General features: G+C 74.1%; 6 protein-coding genes and 1 tRNA gene. 3 read left to right on the forward strand and 4 right to left on the reverse strand.

All coding sequences use genetic code 11. The features are described from left to right. Positions 1-6: 6 nt before the first annotated feature. Genes FFT10_RS12610 through FFT10_RS12620 form a run of 3 tightly spaced genes read left to right on the forward strand, consistent with a single transcriptional unit; the run spans position 7 to position 18,451 of the window. Positions 7-1,737, forward strand: a complete 1,731-nt coding sequence (locus tag FFT10_RS12610; RefSeq protein ID WP_137733169.1) for a ShlB/FhaC/HecB family hemolysin secretion/activation protein — start codon at positions 7-9, stop codon at positions 1,735-1,737. Positions 1,738-1,739: 2 nt separating this feature from the next. Continuing rightward, positions 1,740-17,045, forward strand: coding sequence for an autotransporter-associated beta strand repeat-containing protein (locus FFT10_RS12615; protein WP_137733170.1), 15,306 nt, complete (start codon positions 1,740-1,742; stop codon positions 17,043-17,045). Beyond that, entirely contained in the window at positions 17,045-18,451 is a 1,407-nt protein-coding gene (locus FFT10_RS12620; RefSeq protein ID WP_137733171.1) for a caspase family protein, read from the forward strand. Before FFT10_RS12615 ends, FFT10_RS12620 begins: the two co-directional genes overlap by 1 nt. 9 nt (positions 18,452-18,460) lie before the next feature. Here FFT10_RS12620 and FFT10_RS12625 read toward each other — a convergent pair whose 3' ends face one another. The 4 genes from FFT10_RS12625 to murI form a co-directional block, all read right to left on the reverse strand. Next, positions 18,461-19,246: a LytR/AlgR family response regulator transcription factor gene (locus tag FFT10_RS12625; RefSeq protein ID WP_137733172.1), complete on the reverse strand. Its 786-nt coding sequence runs from the start codon at positions 19,244-19,246 to the stop codon at positions 18,461-18,463. Then, the gene (locus tag FFT10_RS12630) at positions 19,243-20,574 is read right to left on the reverse strand and encodes a sensor histidine kinase (RefSeq protein ID WP_137733173.1); all 1,332 of its coding nucleotides are present in this window, start codon (positions 20,572-20,574) and stop codon (positions 19,243-19,245) included. The genes FFT10_RS12625 and FFT10_RS12630 overlap by 4 nt, the downstream gene beginning before the upstream one ends. A gap of 106 nt (positions 20,575-20,680) precedes the next feature. Next, positions 20,681-20,765, reverse strand: a tRNA-Leu gene (locus tag FFT10_RS12635). Positions 20,766-20,785: 20 nt separating this feature from the next. After that, positions 20,786-21,619 (reverse strand): glutamate racemase, encoded by an 834-nt coding sequence (gene murI / locus FFT10_RS12640; RefSeq protein WP_137733174.1) that lies wholly within the window; start codon positions 21,617-21,619, stop codon positions 20,786-20,788. Between the last annotated feature and the right edge of the window lie 160 nt (positions 21,620-21,779).

The raw sequence follows: 21,779 nt of genomic DNA on the forward strand, positions 1-21,779 counted from the left end.
GCAGTGATGAAAAGTTGGCAGTTGGGGCGGATTTCTGCAGCAGTGCTGGCCGGCGGCCTGGCCGCCGCACCCGCGCTGGCCCAGCCCGCCGCCGCCACTCCGGCCGATCAGCGCCCCGGCGGCCTGCTGCCCAACCCCGCCGATCTGGCGCCGCGCGCCCCGCTGGCCACCGATGCCCGCGACCTGCCCGCCCGCCCGGCGCCGCCGCGTGAACTGCAGAAGCCCAGCGGCGACCTGACGCTGGACGTGCGCGGCTTCCGCCTGTCACCCAATGCGCCGCCGGAGCTGCTGGCTGCCGCGGCCGAACTGCTGGCGCCCTACACCGGCCCGCAGCGTAGCTACGAAGACCTGGTCAACGCCACGGCCGACGTCACCCGCTTCCTGCAGCGCGAATCAGGCTGGTACCTGGGCTATGCCTACCTGCCCGAGCAGGTGCCCGAGGGCGGCATCGTGCAGATCCAGCTGCTCGAAGGCCGGCTCGACCGCATCGACCTGCAATGGCCCGAGAGCCTGCCGGTGCAGCGCCGGGTGATCGAGGGCTACCTGGCCCAGCTGCGGCCCGGCGAGATCCTGCGGGTGCGCGATGTCGAGCGGGTGGTCTTCCTGATCAACGACCTGCGTGGCATCACCGCCCGCTTCGACATCGTGGCCGGTTCGCAGCCGGGCACGGCCTCGCTGCGCGTCACCGGCCAGCAGGAAGACCGCTGGTCGGGCAAGGCCGATGCCGATGTCAACGGCTCGCGCTTTCTCGGCACCGGCCGGCTGGGCGTGCTGGTGGCGGCCAACAGCCTGGCCGGGCTGGGTGACGCCTTCACCGCCAGTGTGCTGGCGTCCACCACCGGTGGCCTGGGCTTCGGCCTGCTGAGCTACGCGCTGCCGGTGGGCAGCAGCGGCCTGAAGCTGGGGGCCTCGCTGTCGGCGGTGCGCTACCAGCTCGACAGCGCCGCCTTCAACGGCCTGGACATCCACGGCGACGGCCTGACGCTGAATGCCTATGCGCTGTACCCCTGGGTGCGCTCGCGCAACCTCAACCTGTTCGCCGTGGCCTCGGTCGACCACAAGCGCTACGACGACAGCACCGGCGGCATCGCCCGCCAGCGCCAGGTCAACAACCTCAGCCTGGGCCTGACAGGCGACCTGCGCGACGACTGGTTCGGCGGCGCGGTCAGCACCTTCGAGGCCCATGTGGCCAGCGGCGATGTGCGCTACGACGGCGGCCGCCCCGACAGCCTGGACGACGCACCGCGCTTCACCAAGCTGTCGGTGGGCGTGAACCGGCTGCAGAACCTGGTCGACGGGCGGCTGCTGCTGTATGCGGCGCTGCGGGGCCAGTGGGCGTTCGACAACCTGGACTCCGGCGAGCAGTTCCGCGTCGGCGGGCCCGACGGCGTGCGCGCCTTTGCGCCTGGCGAGGGCACCGGCGACAGCGGCATGGTGGTGAGTGCCGAACTGCGCCTGCTGCCCCCGGAAGACTGGCTGGGCCGTCTGGCCCGCGAGACGGTGTTCAGCGTGTTCGTCGACCACGGTGAACTTCGCTTCCGACAGGACGCCAGCGCCCAAGGCGCGCGCTTCGTCAACACCGCGCGTTACAGCGGCGCCGGTGTGTCGGTGGCCTGGGAGCGGCCGCGCACCTACACCCTGCGCGTCAGCCTGGCCGGCCGCGTGGCGGGTGAAGCCCGCTCCGACAAGCGGGTGCGCAATCCGCGGCTGTACGCGCAGTTCACCTACTTCTTCTGACCATGCCCGCCGCCCGCTGCACCAGCCCCCACCGCCCCCACCGCCTGCGCCGCCTGCGGCCGGTGTGCATGGCCGCGGCCTGGGCGGTGGCGCTGGCGGCGCTGCCCAGCGCCTGGGCCTTGCCCGAAGGCGCGGTGCCCACGCTGGGCCAGGCCCAGCTGCTGCCGTCGGCGCCGGGCACGCTGCAGATCCTGCAGGGCAGCCAGCGTGCCGGCTTCGACTGGCGCAGCTTCAACATCGCCGCCGGCGAGCGGGTGCAGGTGCTGCAGCCCAATGCCCAGGCCATCCTGTTCAACCGGGTGACCGGGGCCGATCCGTCGCTGATCCTGGGCCAGCTGCAGTCCAACGGCCGGGTGTTCCTGAGCAATCCGCGCGGCATCGTCTTCGGCGCCGGCTCGCAGGTGGACGTGGGCGGCCTGCTGGCCACCACCCTCAGCGTCAACACCACCGCCCTGGCCGACGGCCGCTGGCAACTGAGCGGCGGTGATGCCGCCACCGGCCTGCTGCGTGCCGACGGCAGCATCCGTGCGCCGGGTGGCACGGTGGCGCTGGTGGGCCCGCAGCTCAGCGTGGGCGGCAACATCCTGGCCGGCCGGCTGGGCCTGGCGGCGGCCGGCGCCGCGCAGGTGGATGTGGACGGCGACGGCCTGATCTTCTTCAACCTGCGCGACGAGAACCTCGCTGCGCGGCTGCAGCTGCTGCCCGCCGCCAGCCTGCTGGCCCGCAGTGCCGAACTGCGGGCGGCCGCCCGCAGCCAGTTTGCCGACACCGTGCTCAACCTCGAGGGCGTGGTGCGGGCCCAAGGCCTGGTGCAGCAGGACGGCCAGGTGGTGATCGGCGGCGTGGCGCCGCAGATCCTGGTCGACGGTGGCGCCGGCGTCACCCGCTTGGCCGGCACGCTGGATGCATCGGCCACCGCCACCGGCGAGACCGGCGGCCAGGTGCGGGTGCTGGGCGAGCGGGTGTGGCTGGACAGCACGGCCCGCATCGATGCCCGCGGCGACGCCGGCGGTGGCCTGGTGCACGTCGGCGGTGCCTGGCAGGGCGCCGGGCCTGACCGCAATGCGGTGCACACCCGCGTGGTCGCCGGTGCACAGATCGATGCAAGCGCCATCCGCCTGGGCGACGGCGGCCAGGTGGTGGTGTGGGCCGATGACAGCACGGTGTTCAACGGCCACATCCGCGCCCGCGGCGGCCTGCTGGGCGGCGATGGCGGCGCGGTGGAGACCTCGGGCAAGCTGCGGCTGGGCATCGGCAGCGGCACGGTGGATGCGGGGGCGGCTGCGGGGTTCCGGTCGGGGCGCTGGTTGCTGGATCCGCTGGACATCAACGTCAAGGCTCCCGTGGTTCCTAAGGACCCTCCGGATCCCGAGGACCCGATTGGCGTGTCAGATGGCACTGAGGCCTGGAATGACGCGCCGACCACCACGCTGAACATCACGCCGGCGGCGTTGCAAAACGCGAAGGCGTTGGTCCTGCTGCAGGCGACCCGCAACATCGGCATTGAAGTTCCGGTGACGCTGACCGAAGCCGGCGCGACCTTCACCGCCGAAGCCGGCGGCGATGTCACCATCACCGCCACGGGCGGCATCACCACCACCAACAGCGCCATCACGCTGATCGCCAACCAGAGCTTTGGCGTTGCACCGCCCGCGACCAGTCCCGCCACGGGAACCGGCCGCGTGGTGGTGCTGGGTGTGCTGGATGCAGGCAGTGCCGGCATCGGCATCGACATGAAGGGCGGCACGGGTCAGCATGTGCTGGGCGGCAGCTTCAAGGGCGCCAGCCTCACGGTGACCGGCGCGGCCACCCTGGCACCGGCGGTCACCTTCGATGTCGGCAGCCTGACGCTGGCCGGGGCGGTCACGCTGCCGAACAACAGCACCATCACGGTGGAAACTGGCCGCACGCTGACGATTGCCGGTGCCATCGGCGACGGTGTCGCGCCGGCCGCGGCGTTCGGCATCACCAAGGCCGGTGCGGGATCGCTGCAGCTGTCAGGCGCCAACACCTACCGCGGCGGGACCATGCTGGCGGACGGCACTCTGGTGGCCGGCAGCGTCTCGGCACTGGGCACGGGCAGCGTGACGCTCAACGACGCCGCCGCCACCAGCCTGCAGGTGACCACGAGCGCCACCGTGGCATCGCTGGCCGGCGGCGGCGGCAGTTCCCTGGGTGTGACGCTCTCGAACGATGTGATCCTCACCACCGGTGAGGCCAGCAGCACCTACAGCGGCAAGATCACCGCGGGCACGGGCAGCGTGCTGCGCAAGGCGGGCTCTGGCGAGTTCACGTTGGACAGTGCGACGGGCTTCGCCGGTACGACGCAGCTCGTCGGTGGCACGCTTGCCTTGGACCATGCCGATGCGTTGAAGGACAGCGTGGTCACGCTCAGCAGCACGGCCGCCAGCACGCTGGCAGTGACCGACAGCACCACGGTGAAATCGCTGGGCGGCGGAGCGTTGGCAGCAGGTCTCGTGCCAGCGCTCGGCAATGTCACGCTGGCCGCCGGCAAGACGCTCACCACCGGTGAGGACAGCAGCAGCTACAGCGGCACCATCAGCGGCACCGGCACGCTGGAAAAGGCGGGCGCGGGCAACTTCACGCTGAATGGCGCGACCGGCTTCACCGGCGCGACGCAGCTCAACGGCGGCACGCTCACGCTGGGCCATGCCGATGCGTTGAAGGACAGCGCCGTCACGCTCAGCAGCACGGCCGCCAGCACGCTGGCGGTGATCGAGAGCACCACGGTGAAGTCGCTGGGCGGCGGTGCGGTGGCGGCAGGGCTCGTGCCAGCACGCGGCAACGTCACGCTGGCCGCCGGCAAGGTGCTCACCACCGGTGAGGACAGCAGCAGCTACAGCGGCACCATCAGCGGCACCGGCACGCTGGAAAAGGCGGGCGCGGGCGACTTCACGCTGAATGGCGCGACCGGCTTCACCGGTGCCACGCAGCTCGACGGCGGCACGCTCACGCTGGGCCATGCCGATGCGTTGAAGAACAGCGCCGTCACACTCAGCAGCACGGCCGCCAGCACGCTGGCGGTGATCGAGAGCACCACGGTGAAGTCGCTGGGCGGCGGTGCGGTGGCGGCAGGGCCCGTGCCAGCACGCGGCAACGTCACGCTGGCCGCCGGCAAGACGCTCACCACCGGTGAGGACAGCAGCAGCTACAGCGGCACCATCAGCGGCACCGGCACGCTGGAAAAGGCGGGCGCGGGCAACTTCACGCTGAACGGTGCGACCGGCTTGACCGGTGCCACGCAGCTCAACGGCGGCACGCTCACGCTGGGCCATGCCGATGCGTTGAAGAACAGCGCCGTCACACTCAGCAGCACGGCCGCCAGCACGCTGGCGGTGATCGAGAGCACCACGGTGAAGTCGCTGGGCGGCGGTGCGGTGGCGGCAGGGCCCGTGCCAGCACGCGGCAACGTCACGCTGGCCGCCGGCAAGACGCTCACCACCGGTGAGGACAGCAGCAGCTACAGCGGCACCATCAGCGGCACCGGCACGCTCGAAAAGGCGGGCGCGGGCAACTTCACGTTGAATGGCGCGACCGGCTTCACCGGTGCCACGCAGCTCGACGGCGGCACGCTCACGCTGGGCCATGCCGATGCGTTGAAGGGCAGCGTGGTCACGCTGAGCAGCACGGCCGCCAGCACGCTGGCGGTGATCGAGAGCACCACGGTGAAGTCGCTGGGCGGCGGTGCGGTGGCGGCAGGGCTCGTGCCAGCACGCGGCAACGTCACGCTGGCCGCCGGCAAGGTGCTCACCACCGGTGAGGACAGCAGCAGCTACAGCGGCACCATCAGCGGCACCGGCACGCTGGAAAAGGCGGGCGCGGGCAACTTCACGCTGAATGGCGCGACCGGCTTCACCGGTGCCACGCAGCTCGACGGCGGCACGCTCACGCTGGGCCATGCCGATGCGTTGAAGAACAGCGCCGTCACGCTCAGCAGCACGGCCGCCAGCACGCTGGCGGTGATCGAGAGCACCACGGTGAAATCGCTGGGCGGCGGTGCGCCCGCGTTCGGCAACGTCACGCTGGCCGCCGGCAAGACGCTCACCACCGGTGAGGCCGACAGCAGCTACAGCGGCACCATCAGCGGCACCGGCACGCTGGAAAAGGCGGGCGCGGGCAACTTCAGGCTGAACGGTGCGACCGGCTTCACAGGCGCGACGCAGCTCAACGGCGGCACGCTCACGCTGGGCCATGCCGATGCGTTGAAGGACAGCGCGGTCACGCTCGACAGCGCCGAGGCCAACACCCTGCAGGTGGCCGCGAACAGCACCGTGGCATCGCTGGCCGGCGGCGGCGGCAGTTCCCTGGGCGTGACGCTTGCTGACACGGTCACGCTCACCACCGGAGCTGACAGCAGCACCTACAGCGGCAAGATCACCGCGGGCACGGGCAGCGTGCTGCGCAAGGCCGGTGCCGGCAACTTCACGCTGAACGGCGCGACCGGCTTCACCGGCGCCACGCTGGTCGACGCCGGCACGTTGACGCTGACGGCCTCGAATGCGCTGGTTGGCAGCACCGTCACGCTCGGCAGCACCGGCACCAACGCCCTGGTTGTCGCCACCAGCAGCACGCTGGCCGCGGTGGCCGGCGGCGGTGCCGGCAGCACGCTGCAACTGGATGACCTGGCCACGCTGACCACCGGCACGGCCAGCAGCCGCTACAGCGGCAGCATCACCGGCGGCGGTCAGCTGCACAAGGTTGGCGGTGGGACTTTCACGCTCGCCGGCAGCAACAGCGCTGCCGGCAGCACCACCGTCAGCGCCGGCACCCTGGTGCTGGACGGCACCGGCGCGCTGGCGTCCGGCACCACGCTGGTCGTCGACGGCAGCGGCAGCCTCGACCTTGGGGACCAACTGCGCAGTCCGGTCCTGCTCACGCTGGACACCACCGGCCAGGTGACCAACGGCCGGTTGCAGGCCGGCGTGTTCCGGCTGCAGGCCGGCACGCTGGACGCCCGCCTGGAAGGCGGCGGCAGCCTGCAGAAGCAGGGCAGCGGCACCGTCAGCCTGCGGCGCGACAACCCGTTCTTCACCGGCCATGCCACCGTGTCCGCGGGCACGCTGTCACTGGATGCCGCGGGCGCGCTGGGGCCGCTGAACCAGGTCACACTCGACGGCCCGACGCCAGCGCGGCTGGCGGTGAATGCCGACACCACGCTGCGGGCCCTGGCCGGCGGCGCCAACGGCACGGTGGCCATCGACACCGGCGTCACGCTGACCAACGGCATCGCCGGTGAGGTGGTCGACACCAGCTTCGCCGGCAGCATCACCGGCGCGGGCCGGTTGACGCAGCAGGGCAGCGGCAGCCTCACGCTGTCGGGCAGCAACGACTTCACCGGCGGCACCACGCTGACCGCCGGCATCCTGGTGCTGTCCGGCGGCAGCGCGCTGGCCAATGCTGGTGCGGTGCAGGTGGGCACGGGCGCGACGCTGCAGCTGGCCGGCAGCGAGACGGTGGGCACGCTGTCGGGCAGCGGCACGGTGGCACTGGGCAGCCACACGCTGACCACCGGCACCGGCGCCAACAGCAGCTTCAGCGGCAACATCGTCGGCACTGGCAGCACCGGCAGCCTGGTCAAGCAGGGCGGCGGCCGGCTCACCCTCGGCGGCAGCAACCAGATCGGCGGCGGCACCCGCGTGGCCGCCGGCAGGCTGACCCTGGGCAGCGACGGCGCGCTGGCCGATGGGGCGGCCGTGCAGGTCGACAGCGGCGCCACCCTGCAGTTGCAGGTGGACGAGACGCTGGCCACCCTGTCGGGCACCGGCACGGTCGACCTGGGCAGCCGCCGGCTGACGCTGGACAGCGCGGCGGCCAACAGCTTCGGCGGCCGCATCGACGGCAGCGGCAGCCTGCAGTTGCAGGGTGGCGGCAGCCTGCTGCTGTCGGGCCGCAACGGCTACACCGGCGGCACCACGGTGCTGGCCGGCACGCTGCGCCTGGCCGGCAGCGAGGCGCTGGCCGACACCGGCACGCTGCACCTGGCGACCGGCAGCACGCTGGCGCTGGACGCCCGCGAAACCGTGGGCACGCTGTCCGGTGCCGGCGCGGTGGCGCTGGGCAGCCACGCGCTGACCGTGCGGGCGACGGCCGATGCCAGCTTCATCGGCAACATCGGCGGTGGCGGCAGTCTCGTCAAGGAGGGCGCCGCGCTGCTCAGCCTGGGCGGCAACAACACGCAGCTGGGTGGCACCACGGTGGCCGGCGGTGCGCTGCAGGTCGACAGCAACGCCCGGCTGGGCGCGGCGACGGCCCCGCTGGTCCTGGACGGTGGCACGCTGCGGGCCGGCGATTTCCAGACCCTCGATCTGGGCAGTGCCCGGCCGGTGGTCATCGGCAGCAGCGGCGGCACGCTGGAGACGGCATTCGGCGCCACCTTGACCGTGGCCGGTGCGGTCAGCGGCAGCGGCAGCCTGGCCAAGCAGGGCAGCGGCACGCTGCGGCTGCAGGGCAACAACAGCAGCTTCACCGGCAGCCTGGCGCTGCAGGGCGGCGTGCTGCGCGCCTCGGGCGGCCAGGCGCTGCCCGATGCAGGCACTGTGTCGCTGGCCAACTTCTCCACGCTGGCTGTCGATGCCACCGAGACGCTGGGCCAGTTGTCCGGCAACGGCACTGTCGTGCTGGCCACCGGCAGCTTGCTGCGCTTGGGAACGGCGGCCGATGGCCGCTTCGACGGCAGCATCGGCGGCGACGGCGGCCTGGTCAAGCAGGGGGCAGGCACGCTGACCCTGGGCGGCATCAACACCCAGTCCGGCCGCACCGAGGTGCTGCAGGGCACGCTGGCGGTGGCCAGCGATGCCAGCCTGGGCAGCAGCCTGGCCGGCCTGCGGCTGGATGGCGGCCGCCTGCGGCTGACCGCCGCCGGACTGGTGCAGCTGCCGGCCACCCGCGGGCTGGAGATCGGCGATGCCGGCGGCACGGTGGAGGTGGCAGCCGCGTCCGCGCAGCTGGATCTGCTGGGCGCCCTCAGCGGCGCCGGCACGCTGCGCAAGCAGGGCGCGGGCAGCCTGCGGCTGGCGGGTGCCGGCAGCGGTTTCGGTGGCGGCATCGACCTGGCTGCCGGCACGCTGCGCCTGGATGGCGGCCAGGCCCTGCCCGACGCCACCAGCCTGGTGCTGGCCGCGGGCAGCCTGCTGCGGATCGACGCCGACGAGCAGCTGGGCCAGCTCAGCGGCACCGGCAGCGTGCTGCTGGGCAGCGGCGCCCGGTTGACGCTGGGAACGGCCGCGGATGCCAGCTTCGGCGGCAGCTTCAGTGGCACAGGCAGCCTGGCCAAGGTCGGCAGCGGTGCGCTCACGCTGGCCGGTGCCAGCAGCCACAGCGGTGGCACCAGCGTGCTGCGGGGCCGGCTGCGGATCAGCAGCGACAGCCAGCTCGGCGAGGCTGCCGGCGCGCTCACGCTGGATGGCGGCGTGCTGGCCACCACTGGCAACAGCCCGGTGGCGCTGGCTGCCGGTCGCACAGTGGTGGTGGGCATGGCCGGCGGCACGCTGGAGACCACGGCCACGGCCGGCCTGACACTGGCCGGGCCGCTGTCTGGCAGCGGCCGCCTGACCAAGCAGGGGGCTGGCGAGCTGGCATTGGCTGGCAACGGCAGCAGCTATGGCGGCGCCGTGGCGGTGCAGGCCGGGCAGCTGGCGCTGCAGAACACCACGGCCCTGGGCGCAGGCAACGATGTGCAGCTGGACACCGGCACCCAGCTGCGGGTGGCGCGCAATGTCAGCCTCGCCAGCCTGGCGGGCACGGGCCTGGCCACGCTCGATGCGGGCACCACGCTCACCACCGGTTTTGGCAGCAGCCGCTTCGATGGCGTGCTGGCCGGCGACGGTGCGTTGCACAAGCAGGGCGTCGGCACCCTCACCCTGGCAGGCACCAACACCTTGCGCGGTGGCGCCACGCTGGACGCCGGCACGCTGCACCTGCTGGGCGGCCAGGCTCTGCCCGACGACACCGCGCTGGCGATCGGCGGCGGCGTGCTCCAGGTCTCTGCCACCGAGCGGCTGGGCACGCTCAGCGGTGCCGGCGGCGTGGTGCTGGACAACGGCAGCCAGCTCACCATCGGGACGGGCACCAGCGCCAGCTTCAGCGGCAGCTTCAGTGGTGCCGGCAGCCTGGTCAAGCAGGGCACCGGCACCCTCACGCTGGCCGGCAGCAGCAGCCATGACGGTGGCACCACGGTGGCCGCCGGCGCGCTGGTGGTGTCGGCCGACGCGGCGCTCGGTGCCGCCACCGCGCCGCTCACGCTGGACGGTGGCCGCCTGCGGGCCACCGGCGGCGGCACCGTGGCGCTGGCAGCCCAGCGCCGCGTGGTGGTGGACGACGGCGGCGGCACGCTGGCCGCCGATGCCGGCACCACGCTGCGGCTCGATGGTCCCTTGTCCGGCGGTGGCAACCTGGTCAAGGCCGGCGCCGGCACGCTGGCCCTGGCCGGCGCCAACCCGGGCTTCAGCGGCGCTGTGCAGCTGAGTGCCGGCACGCTGGCGCTGCAGCAGACCGGCGCGCTGGGCGCGGCCAATGCGGTGGCGGTGGCCGTCGGCAGCACGCTGGACCTGGGCGCCGATGTGCGGCTGGGGCCGCTGTCGGGCGCCGGCGCCGTGCAGCTGCATGGCTTCACCCTGGCCGCCGGCGGCGGCAGCGGAACGTTCAGCGGCACGCTCGGCGGCAGCCCGGATGCCGTGCTGCAGTGGCTGGGTGGCGGCCAGCTCAGCCTGACCGGCGTCACCGGCTTTGCCGGCAGCACCCAGGTGCTGGGCGGCACGCTGGCCCTGGCGCAGGCCGATGTCCTGGCCGACAGCCCGGTCAGCGTGGCCCCCGGGGCCACGCTGGCGGTGCTGGCCAGCAGCCGGGTGCAGTCACTCGCGCAGCCGGGGGATGCCGGTGGTGCGGTGCAGCTGGCCGCGGGCGCCACCCTGTCCACCGGCGGCGCGGCCGACACCCGTTTCGACGGCAGCATCACCGGCGCCGGCATCCTGCGCAAGCTGGGTGGCGGCCGCTTCACCCTGGGCGGCAGCAGCAGCCACACCGGCGGCACGCTGGTCGATGCCGGCACGCTGCAGGGCGACAGCCGCAGCCTGCAGGGTGACATCACCGTGGCGACCCAGCTGGTCTTCGACCAGGCCGATGCCGGCACCTACGCTGGCCGGTTGAGCGGTGCCGGCAGCCTGGCCAAGCAGGGCGCCGGCAGCCTGCTGCTGACCGGCGTGCACCAGCACACCGGCGGCACCGAGGTGCAGGCTGGCACGCTGCGCCTGGCTGGCGGCCAGGCGGTGCCCGATGCGGGCGCGGTGTCCATCGCCGCCGGCGCCAATCTGCAGGTCGAGGCCAATGAAACCCTGGCCCGCCTGACGGGCAACGGCGCCGTGCAGCTGCTGCCCGGTACCACGCTGACGCTGGGCGACGCCACCGACACGCGCTTCGACGGCACGCTGGCCGGCAGCGGCGCACTGGTCAAGCAGGGCAGCGGGCAGCTGACGCTGGCCGGCGTCAGCGGTCACAGCGGCAGCACCCTGGTGCAGGCCGGCCGCCTGACCCTGGACGCGCTGGACGTGCTGGCCGACAGCACCGTCACCCTGGCGGGCGCGGCCGACGTGGCGCTGCAGCTGCTGGGCGATGCCCGCATCGGCGCGCTGGCCAGCACCGACGGCCCGGGCACGCCGGTGGTGGCGCTGGGCAGCTTCGAGCTGGCCGCCGGCGGCAACGGCGCCAGCACCCGCTTCGCCGGCCGCACCGAGGGCATTGGCCGCCTGGTCAAGCAGGGCGGCGGCGTGCTGACGCTGGCCGCCGAGAACGGCCACACCGGCACCACCCAGTTGCAGGCCGGCAGCCTGGTGCTGGCCGGTGGTCAGACACTCGCGCTGGCCAGCGCGCTGCAGATCGACGCGGGCGCCACCCTGGTGCTGGCCGCGCCCCAGACGGTGGGGACGCTGACTGGGGCCGGTGCGGTGCAGCTGGGGGCCTTCCAGCTGACCAGCCGCACCGATGAAGACAGCCTGTTTGCCGGCCAGATCAGCGGCAGCGCCGGCCTCGTCAAGCAGGGCAGCGGCCGGCTCACGCTGGGCGGCAGCAACCTGTTCTCCGGCATGACCGAGGTGCAGCAGGGCACGCTGGCCCTGGCCGGCGGCGCGGCCCTGGCCGACAGCGTCACCCTGCAGATCGGCGATGCCGGCACGGTGGTGGCCAGCGGCAGCGAAACAGTGGGCGCTCTGGCCGGCAGCGGCGCCCTGGTGCTGGAGGCCGGCCGCTTCACCACCGGTGGCAGCGGCAGCAGCAGCTTCAGCGGCACCATCACCGGCAGCGGCGAGCTGGCCAAGGCGGGCACCGGCACGCTCACGCTGTCCGGCGCCAACAGCCACACCGGCGGTCTGGCCCTGCTGGGCGGCACGCTGGCCGTGGCCGCTGACAACGCCCTGGGCGCGGTGCCCGATGCCGGCACGCCAGCCAACCTGCTGTTCGATGGGGGCACCTTGCAGGCCACCGGCAGTTTCGGCATCGCCGCGGCCCGCCAGCTGCTGCTGCAGGGTGCGGGCGGCACGCTGCAGGTCGACGCCGGCCACACCCTCACGCTGCCGGCCACGCTGGCCGACGGCAGCAGCGCCGGCAGCCTCAGCAAGACCGGCGCCGGCACGCTGGCCCTGACAGCCGCCACCGACAGTGCCCGCAGCGGCAGCACCTTGGTGCAGGCCGGCACGCTGGCGCTGCAGCGCGACGGCCAACTCGGCTTGCCGGCTGGCGCACTCGTGCTGGACGGCGGCACGCTGCAGGTCGACACCAATCTGCGCCTGGCCGATGCGCGCACGCTGCAGCTGGGCGCGGCCGGCGGCACGCTGGCCGTGGGCGGCGGTGCCACGCTGGCGCTGGCCGGCCTGGTGACCGACCAGCCAGGCGCCAGCGGCGGCGCCCTGGCCAAGACCGGCGCCGGCCAGCTGCTGCTGGACGGCGCGTTCGACAACACCTACACCGGCGCCACGCTGCTGCGTGGCGGCAGGCTGGCGCTGCAGCGCGACGGCCAGCTCGGCACCGCGCCGGCCGAGGCCACGCCGGGGCAGCTGTTCATCGACGGCGCCACCTTGCAGGTCGGCGGCGACACCGTGCTGGCCGCCAGCCGCGGCCTGGCCGTGGGCGGCGCCGGCGCCACGCTGGAGGTGGCAGACGGCCGCGCGCTGACGCTGGCTGGCGCCATCGGCGATGCCGTCGGCGCCAGGGGCGGCACCGTCACCAAGGCCGGCGGCGGCCTGCTGCGTCTGCAGGGCAGCGCGCCCAGCAGCCACACCGGCGCCACCCAGGTGCTGGCCGGCACGCTGGCGCTGTCGGCCGATACCCAGCTGGGCGCGGTGCCCGGCCTGGCCACGCCGGGCCATCTGCTGCTCGATGGCGGCACGCTGCTGGTCGATGCCGGCTTCACGCTGGATGCCCGCCGCGGCCTGCAGCTGGGTGCCGGCGGTGGCGTGGTCGACGTGGTGGCCAGTCAGCAGCTGGCCTACGCCGGCGTGCTGGCAGGCACGGTCGATCCGGCACAGGGTGCCCTCACCAAGACCGGTGAGGGCCGCCTGGCACTGTCCGGCGACAACACCTACGCCGGTGCCACCCGGGTGCGCGGCGGCACGCTGGCCATCCAGGGCGATGCCCAGCTCGGCAGCGCGCCAGCCACCGGCACGCCGGGCCACCTGCTGCTGGACGGCGGCACGCTGGCCGTTGGCGCCAGCACCACGCTGGCCGCCAGCCGCGGCATCGCGCTGGGCGCCGGTGCTGCGGTGCTGGATGTGGCCACCGGCGCGAATGTGTCCTACGGCGGTGCGCTGGCCGATGCGCCGGGCGTGACCGGCGGCTTCGACAAGGCCGGCGGTGGCAGCCTGGTGCTGGGCGGCGTCTCCAGCCACACCGGCACCACCCGGGTGCTGGCCGGCACCCTGGCCACCGGCGGCGACCAGCGCCTGCCCGCGGCCGGCGCGGTGCTGCTGGCCAACCAGGCCAGCCTGGTGCTGGGCGGCCACCAGACCCTGGCCGTGCTGGGCGATGCCCCCAATCCCGGCGGCGCCCCGGCCGATGGCAGCGCCCTGGTCGACCTGGGCGGTTTCACGCTGCGGCTGGACACCGGCGCTGGCGACGAGCGCTCGTTCTACAGCGGCGCCGTCACCGGCACCGGTGGCCAGCTGCTGAAGCAGGGCGGCGGCACGCTGCAGCTGGCCGGCAGCGGCGCCGGCCGCAACCTGGTGACGGTGGACGACGGCCTGCTGGTCAGCCTGGGCAGCAACAGCCTGTCGGCTGGCGCCGAGGTGAGGGTGGCGCCCGGCGCCGCGCTGCGGCTGATGGCGCCGGTGGCGGTGCAGTCGCTCGATCTGTCCGGCCGTCTGTCCGGCCCGGGCGGGCTGACGGCCAGCAGCCATGTGGACCTGCGGGATGCGGCGGTCGACACCACCGTGGCCACGCCGGTGCTGCGCAGCCAGGGCAGCAGCCAGATCCAAGCCGCGGTGCAGGCCGACAGCAGCACCGTGACCGGCGGCACGCTGACGCTGGGCGCCGGCGGCAGCCTGACCAGCACCGCGCTGGCCGTGCAGGGCGGCGGCACGCTGGCCACCCAGGCGACCGGCCAGCTGCTTGGCCGGCCGGCGGTGGTGGTGGACAACGGCACCTTGCAGCTGGCCGGCGCCGAGCAGGTGGCCACGCTGCGGCTGGCCGGCACGCTGGCCGGCAGCGGCAGCCTGCTGGTCGATGGCGCTGCCACGCTGCAAGACGCCACCGTGCGGGCCGCGCTGGATGCCGCCACCCTGCGCAGCAGCGGCGACACCTTGCTGGGTGCAGCGGTGGTGGCCCGCGACAGCGCCACCCTGGCCGGCGGCCGCCTGACGCTGTCCGACAGTGGCCGCCTCACCACCCCCTTGCTGACGCTGGAAGCCGGCACGCTGGCCACCGGGGCGACCCCGGCCCTGTCCACGGGCAGCCGCCTGGTGGTGCAGCGCGATGCCACGCTGCTGCTGGGTGCTGACCAGCGCCTGGCCAGCCTGGACCTGGCCGGCACGCTGGGCGCGCCGGCCGTGGCGCCTGCCGAAGTGGCGCCGGATGGCCAGCAGCGCGCGCTGGCCGATGCCGGCCCCGCGGCGCAGCTGCTGGTCGACGGCGCGGTGGCGCTGGACGGCGCCAGCGTCTTCACCCCGCTGACCGCGGCCACCCTGACGACCAGCGGCGCCACCACCCTGGCGGCGCCGGTGCAGGCCGCCGTTGGCACCACGGTGGCCGGCGGCCTGCTGACCGTGGCGGCCAGCGGCCTGCTCACCACGCCCAGCCTGCAGGTGCAGGCCGGCGGCGTGGCCACCGGCGGCAGCCAGCGGCTGCAGGCCGACACCCAGCTGGCCCTGGCAGCCGGCACCACGCTGGCGCTGGGTGGTGACCAGACATTGGCCCGCCTGGCCGACCTCGGTGCCGGCGGCACGGCGGCCCAGGTGCAGCTGGGCAGCTTCACCCTGGCCGCGGGCGCCGACGGCAGCGACACGGTGTTCAGCGGCCGCTTCAGCGGCGACGGCACCGTGGCCAAGCAGGGCAGCGGCACCTGGCTGCTGCGCAGCGACCAGGCCCATGGCGACACCCGCATCGAGGCCGGCACGCTGCAGCTGGGCGACGGCGGCAGCAGCGGCAGCCTGGGCCGCGGCGCGGTGGTCAATGACGGCCTGCTGCGCTTCCAGCGCGACGACGCGGTGCGCCTGACGCAGGATGTGAGCGGCAGCGGCAGCCTGCAGCAGGCCGGCAGCGGCAGCCTCAGCCTGGCCAGCACCGGCCTGCGCTACACCGGCGACACCGTCGTCACGGCCGGCAGCCTGGGTACCGAGGGTGCCGACCGCCTGCCCGATGCCAGCCACCTGCGCCTGGCCGCCGGCGCCAGGCTGGCCACCGGTGGCGACGACCGGCTGGGTGCCTTGACGGCCGACGGCGCCGTCAGCCTGGGCGGCAGCCTGGCCAGCACCGGCGACCAGGTCTACAACGCCGCTGTCACCGTGACCGGCGGCGCGCCCATCACGCTGTCAGCCCCGAATGCCCGCATCGAGGCCGTGCATGCCGGCAACCAGTGGGGCAGCCAGCCGCTGTCGGTCGATGCCGGCGTGCTGCTGCTGGGTGCCGGCCGCGCCAGCGCCGCGGCCGATGCCGCCTGGAACCCGCTCATCCTCGGCCAGGTGACGCTGCGGGGCGCTGCAGGCGCGCCGGGCAGCCAGGTCGATGCCGGCACGCTGCAGATCGGCGCGCCGGTGGCCGCTGGCGCCGCTGCCCGCGGCGATGCCCGGCTGGACGGCCTGCTCGACCTGCGCGCCGGCAGCAGCCTGGCGCTGCGCGCCCATGCCACGCCCGGTTACCAGGCGCCGGTGGCGGTGCCCGGCGAGGCGGTCGCCGTCGACCCCCTGGGCGGCCGCCAGATCGTGCTGGCCGACGACACGCTGTGGCAAAACACCCACAGCCTGGTGCGCAGCGAGGTGGGCGCCAGCCTGCAGCTGCAGGCCGTGGCCGGCGGTTCCATCCGGCTGGGCCAGGCCACCAACCGGCTGGAGGGCACGGTGTCGGCACTCAGCGGCAGCGCCTTCAACGCCGCCTGGAAGCCCGTCGACGTCGAGCGCGGGCGGCTGGCCGGGCAGTCCAGCATCACGCTGGCCGGCCAGGTGGTGCAGGTGGGCGGTGGTGGTGTCGAGGCCGATGTGCTGCGCCTGACCGTCGGCCGACTGGGCACCGAGGCCGGCAGCCCGCTGGCCGCCCGCCTTTGGTACAACGACGCCAGCTTCGGCCAGCAGCGCTCGCTGCCCGGTCTGCAGATCACCCTGCTGCCCGAGGCCCTGGCCGTGCCGGCCAGCCTGGGCAGCTTCGACCAGCCGGTGCAGGTGCGGGTGGGCGCGCTGGACACCGGCGGCCGCACCGAGGGCCTGAACGCCGGCTATGTGCAGCTGCTGCCCAAGCGCGCGGCCGGCGGCGCCGCGGTGTTCCTGGCCGGGCCCAAGGTGGGGCAGGCGGCCTACAGCTTCTTCCAGGACGGCGCGGGCGATGTGTCCGAGGTGCCGCTGTTCTACAACAACGTGCTGCCGGCCACGCCGCAGTTGGCCGGCTCGCTGTCGGCCGTGGCCTCGGTGTCGGAGACGGCGCGGCGCGAGCGCTTCGACGAGACGGTGCGCACCGAGAACGTGGCCATCCGCCTGCGTGCCGGCGTGATCGCCGAGGTCGGCCCGGGCCGGCCGGCCACCCAGGGCACGCAGGGCATCCGCCTGCCATCCAGCTGCAGCAGCGTGGGCAATTTGCTCGGCTGCGGAGGCACGCCGTGATGCGGCCGGCCGATCCCACCCGCCGGCGCATCGTGCAGGCCGGGCTGGCCGCCGCGCTGGGCGGCCCGGCGCTGGGGGGGGCCGGGCTGGCGCGTGCCCAGGACGACGCGCCGCCGGATCCGGGCCGCCTGGCCCTGGTGATCGGCAACCGCGAGTACCCGGCCGGTTTCGATCTGCCGTCGATCCACACCAACGCCCGCGTGGTGCAGGCGGCGCTCGGCCGGCGTGGCTTCCAGACCAGCACCGTGCTCGATGCCGACCCCGGCGCCGCGCGCAACGCCGTCGAGCGCTTCGCCGCCGCCGCCCAGGCCGCGCCGCCCGACGCCACGCTGCTCTTCTACTTCAGCGGCCATGGCCTGCAGGTGGACGCCGACAACCTGCTGGTCGGCGCAGGCGTGCGGCCCGATGCGGCGGCCGATGCCCTGCTGCGTGGCAGCCTGTCGCTCAACCGCGACCTGCTGGCGCGCCTGCCGCGCCGGCCGCAGGGGCTGACGGTGCTGGTGATCGACGCCTGCCGCACCGACCTGAAGCCCAGCGTCCGCGGCGTGGACGGCTTCAACCAGGTGGAGGCACCGCCGGGCTGCCTGATCGCCTTCTCCACCGGTGCCGGCAAGCCGGCCATCGCACCCAAGGCCGAGACCGACACCACCTTCTACACCGGCGCCCTGGTGCAGCAGTTGCAGACGGCGTCGGACGAGTTGTCGTTTCCCGACCTGTTCCGCCTGGTCAAGCTGGACGTGCAGCGCCGCATGCTGGGCCACCCGGTGTCGGCGGTGCGGCGGTTTGCGCAGTTCCCGTTCATCGCCGACAACAGCAGTGCGCCGATCCCTGTGGCCTCGGCCCGGCAGCTGGCGGCGGTGCGCGCCCGCGCCAGCGCCGAGGAGCAGGCCCGCGCCGCGCTGGCCCGCGCCGCCGAGGATGCCGACTTCAACGCGCTGCAGGCCACGCTGTGGCCACCGGAGCTGCTGCGCCAGGCCGAGGCCTTCCGCCGCAACTGGCCGGCCAGCGCCCGCGCCGGCGCCGCCGAGGTGGCGGCCGAGGGCGCACGCGAGGCCGCCGGCATCCTGCGCAGCAACGATGTGCGGCTGTACCGCCGCTCCTTCGACCCGGCGCCCGAGCGTGGCGAGGTCTACAACGGCGATCTGCGGCGTGCCGCCCGCGGCGACAAGGACGCCGCCGCCCGCGTCGGCCGCCAGTGGGCCACGACGGCGCGCAGCGGCCCGGCGCTGTCGGGCTACGAGGGCTGGATGCAGTACGCCGCCGAGCTGGGCAACGGCATCGCCAGCTACGAGCTGGCGCTGCACTACCGCCGCCTCGACCAGCCCCAGCCCGCTGCCCGCTGGGAAGCCCGCGCCCGCGAGCTGGGCTACAACCCGCCGCCGTCGCTGGAGCACTACCGCAAGTAGTGCCGCCGGCTACATGGGCTTGAAGCGCCAGGCATAGGCCTGGCTGACGCCCAGCGTGTCGCCATGCTGGCGCAGGTGCAGCGTGATGCGGCCCATCTCGTCGCGCTGGGCGCGGGCGATGGCGCTGGCCCGCACGATCACGCCGCGGTGCACCTGCCAGAACACCTCCGGGTCCAGGCCCTCGGCCAGTTCCTTCAGCGGCTTGCGCACATGGGCCTCGTCGGTGGCGGTCACCACCCGGGTGTACTTCTCGTCGCTCTGGAAGAACAGGATCTCGTCGATGGCGAACAGCTTGATCGTCTCGCCCACGCTGGCGCTCACCCAGCGCAGCGGCGGCGCGGCGGCCGGCCGCACCGCGCCGGGTGTGGCGCCCAGCCGGCCGGCCAGGCGCTGCACCAGGTCGTCCAGGTCGTCAGCGGGCTGCTGCTGTGCCAGCCGCGCCTGCAGCCGCGCCACCGCCTGCGCCAGCCGGTCGGCGGCAATGGGCTTGAGCAGGTAGTCCACCGCGCCGGCATCGAAGGCGGCCACCGCGTGGCTGTCGTAGGCCGTGGTGAACACGGTGTGGCAGCGGCCGCTGGCCGCGCGCGCCACGTCCAGCCCGCTCAGGCCCGGCATGCGGATGTCGAGGAAGGCGATGGCCGGCCGCAGCGCGTCGATGGCCTCCACAGCGGCCGGGCCGTGCTCGCATTCGGCCACGATCTGCAGCGCCGGCCAGGCCTGGGCCAGCATGCGCCGCAGCTCGGCACGCGGCAGGTCTTCGTCGTCGGCGATCAGGGCGGTCACGGGCGGGGTCATGCGGGCTCCACAGGATCGGCAGGTAGGGTGAGGGTGGCGGCCACGCCGCCGCCGGGGCGCGCGCTCAGCGTGAGGCTGCTGCGGCCGCCGTGCATCTGCTGCAGCCGGGTGCGGATGTTGGCCAGGCCCAGGCCGGTGCCGCTGGTGCCGGTGTCGGCGCCGCCGAAGCCGACGCCGTCGTCGGCGACGGTGATGGCCAGGTCGCCGCTGGCGGTGCGCTGTGCGCTGACCTGCACCAGCGCCGGGCCGATCTTCGGCTCGACACCATGCTTGACCGCGTTCTCCACCAGCGAGATCAGCATCCACGGCGGGCAGGGCGCGGCCAGCAGGTCGGCCGGCGCATCCACGCTGAACTGCAGCCGCGGCATGCGCGTGGCCATCAGGCCCAGGTAGGCATGCACCATCTCCAGCTGGCCGCCCAGCGTGGCCTGGGCGCTGCCGTCGCTGCGCAGCCGGGGGATGCTGGCGCGCAGGTAGTCCACCAGCCGGTCGACCATCACGCTGGCGCGGGCGGGGTCGGTGGTGATGGCGCTGCGCACGCCGGCCAGGGTGTTGAACAGGAAGTGCGGCTCCACCTGCGCGGCCAGCACCGACAGCTGCAGCTCGGCCTCGCGCCGGGCCAGCAGGGCCTGGCGCAGGGCCTGCTCGCGCCGCAGGCCGGTCAGGCCGGCCTGTTCGCGCCGCCAGCCCCACAGGGCGCTGCCGCCGCCCAGCCAGAAGAACAGCAGCGACCAGATGGCCGTCTGGCTCCAGTCGTTGGAGTGCATCGTCGGCTTGGTGCCGGCATGCACGTCCGCCGGGTTGGCAGCCGGCGCGCTGGCCGCCTCGGCCTTGACGCTGACGCCCAGCGCCAGCTGCACCTTGCGGCGCTTGCCGCTGCCGTCGACCATGCCGGTCTGCTCGGCCATCCACTGCTTCAGCGGCTCGGTGACATCCAGACGGTGGGCGGTGGCCAGCAGCGCCAGGGCCAGACCCAGCACCAGCACCAGGGCCTGCCACTCCTTCGCCGGCGGCCAGCCCCGGCGCCGCACCCACCAGCCCAGCCAAGGCAGCAAGGCCAGCGGCACCAGGGTCTGCAGCGCCGGCACCAGCAGCATCCACCAGACGCGTTGCTCGGGTGGTGCCATCGCCACGCCTCCGGCCAGCAGCAGCATGACCAGCAGCCAGCTGGGGCCCCACAGCCGCCAGCGCCCCAGCACCCAGTGCCGGCTGAACACCGGGTAGATGCGGTAGCGGGTGAACCAGCCGTGGTGGCGGCCGGCCAGCTGGGCCGGCAGTGGTTGCTCGAGCGGCTGCTGCAGCGGCAGGGACAGCGTGGCGGTGGTCATCGGCCTGGAGCGTAGCGCGGGCGCCGCCTGCCGGAGTCGCGTGCGACCGGTGCAGGCTGGCGGCGATGAACACCGCCGCTGGCGCGACGGTTGTGGTCCGGTCGGCTGGTGCGCGGGACGGGAATCGAACCCGTACGCCTTGCGGCTGCGGGTTTTAAGCCCGCTACGTCTACCTGTTCCGTCACCCGCGCAGGTGCTGCCAGGCGGCAGTCTAGGCCCTGCCGCTGTCGGCGTCCGCGGGCAGCTGCAGCAGCTGCACGGCGCCGCCGTGGCCCAGCCAGCGCTGCGCCGCATGCTGCAGCGCCGCAGGGTGGGCGGTGGCCAGCATGTGCAGCGGGGGCGGCTGGCTGGCGGCGGGCGTCCGGTCGGGCGTGCTGTCCAGCAGGCTGGCCACCCGGCGGGCCACGGCATCGGCGGTGTCCAGCAGCTGCACGCCAGGGCCCAGCAGCGCCTGCAGGGCGTCGGCCACCAGCGGGTAGTGGGTGCAGCCCAGCACCACGGTGTCGGCACCGCTGTCGGCGATGGTCCGCGCGATGGCGGCCAGCTGGAGTTGCAGCGGCAACGGGTCGGCGCCGGCAGCCTCGATGGCATCGGCCAGGCCGGGGCAGGGCAGCTGCAGCACCTGGGCGCCGTCGGCATGGCGGGCCACCAGCTGCTGCAGCCGCGCGCTGCGCAGCGTGCCGGTGGTGGCCATCACCACCACCCGGCCGTTGCGGCTGGCCGCCACTGCCGGCTTGATGCCGGGCTCGACGCCGACAAAGTGCTGGCCGGGCCAGCGTGCCCGCAGCGCGCCGATGGCCTGGGTGGTGCCGGTGTTGCAGGCCACCAGCACCAGGTCGGCGCCGTGGTCGATCAGCCAGCCGGCCAGCTGGGTGCAGCGGGCGGTGATCCAGCCGCCGGGCCGCTCGCCCCAGGGCGTGTGCAGGCTGTCGGCGATGTAGGTCAGCGCCGCCGCGGGCAGGCGCTGCCGCACGGCGCGCAGCACCGACAGGCCGCCGATGCCGGAGTCGAAGATGCCGATGCGGGGAAAAGCGGTGTTGGACATGGGCCGCGCAGTCTAGTTCCCCTGGCGTTGGTCCTCCTTCGAGGACGCGTCGATCCGGCGCTAGGGTGTCGCAGCCTGTCCCTTGGGGGACATTGCGCGCCGCTTGTCCGGCCGCTGCCGGAAAACTGCGGGATGACGCGATTGACGCCGGCCGGCCAAC

The sequence above is a fragment of the Pseudaquabacterium pictum genome, assembly GCF_005403045.1.
Classification (GTDB): domain Bacteria; phylum Pseudomonadota; class Gammaproteobacteria; order Burkholderiales; family Burkholderiaceae_C; genus Pseudaquabacterium; species Pseudaquabacterium pictum.

Excerpts from the sequence above, each read along its gene's own strand:
- FFT10_RS12610 (WP_137733169.1), top strand. The coding sequence starts at position 7 with ATGAAAAGTTGGCAGTTGGGGCGGATTTCTGCAGCAGTGCTGGCCGGC.
- FFT10_RS12615 (WP_137733170.1), top strand. The coding sequence starts at position 1,740 with ATGCCCGCCGCCCGCTGCACCAGCCCCCACCGCCCCCACCGCCTGCGC.
- FFT10_RS12620 (WP_137733171.1), top strand. The coding sequence starts at position 17,045 with ATGCGGCCGGCCGATCCCACCCGCCGGCGCATCGTGCAGGCCGGGCTG.
- FFT10_RS12625 (WP_137733172.1), bottom strand. The coding sequence starts at position 19,246 with ATGACCCCGCCCGTGACCGCCCTGATCGCCGACGACGAAGACCTGCCG.
- FFT10_RS12630 (WP_137733173.1), bottom strand. The coding sequence starts at position 20,574 with ATGACCACCGCCACGCTGTCCCTGCCGCTGCAGCAGCCGCTCGAGCAA.
- murI (WP_137733174.1), bottom strand. The coding sequence starts at position 21,619 with ATGTCCAACACCGCTTTTCCCCGCATCGGCATCTTCGACTCCGGCATC.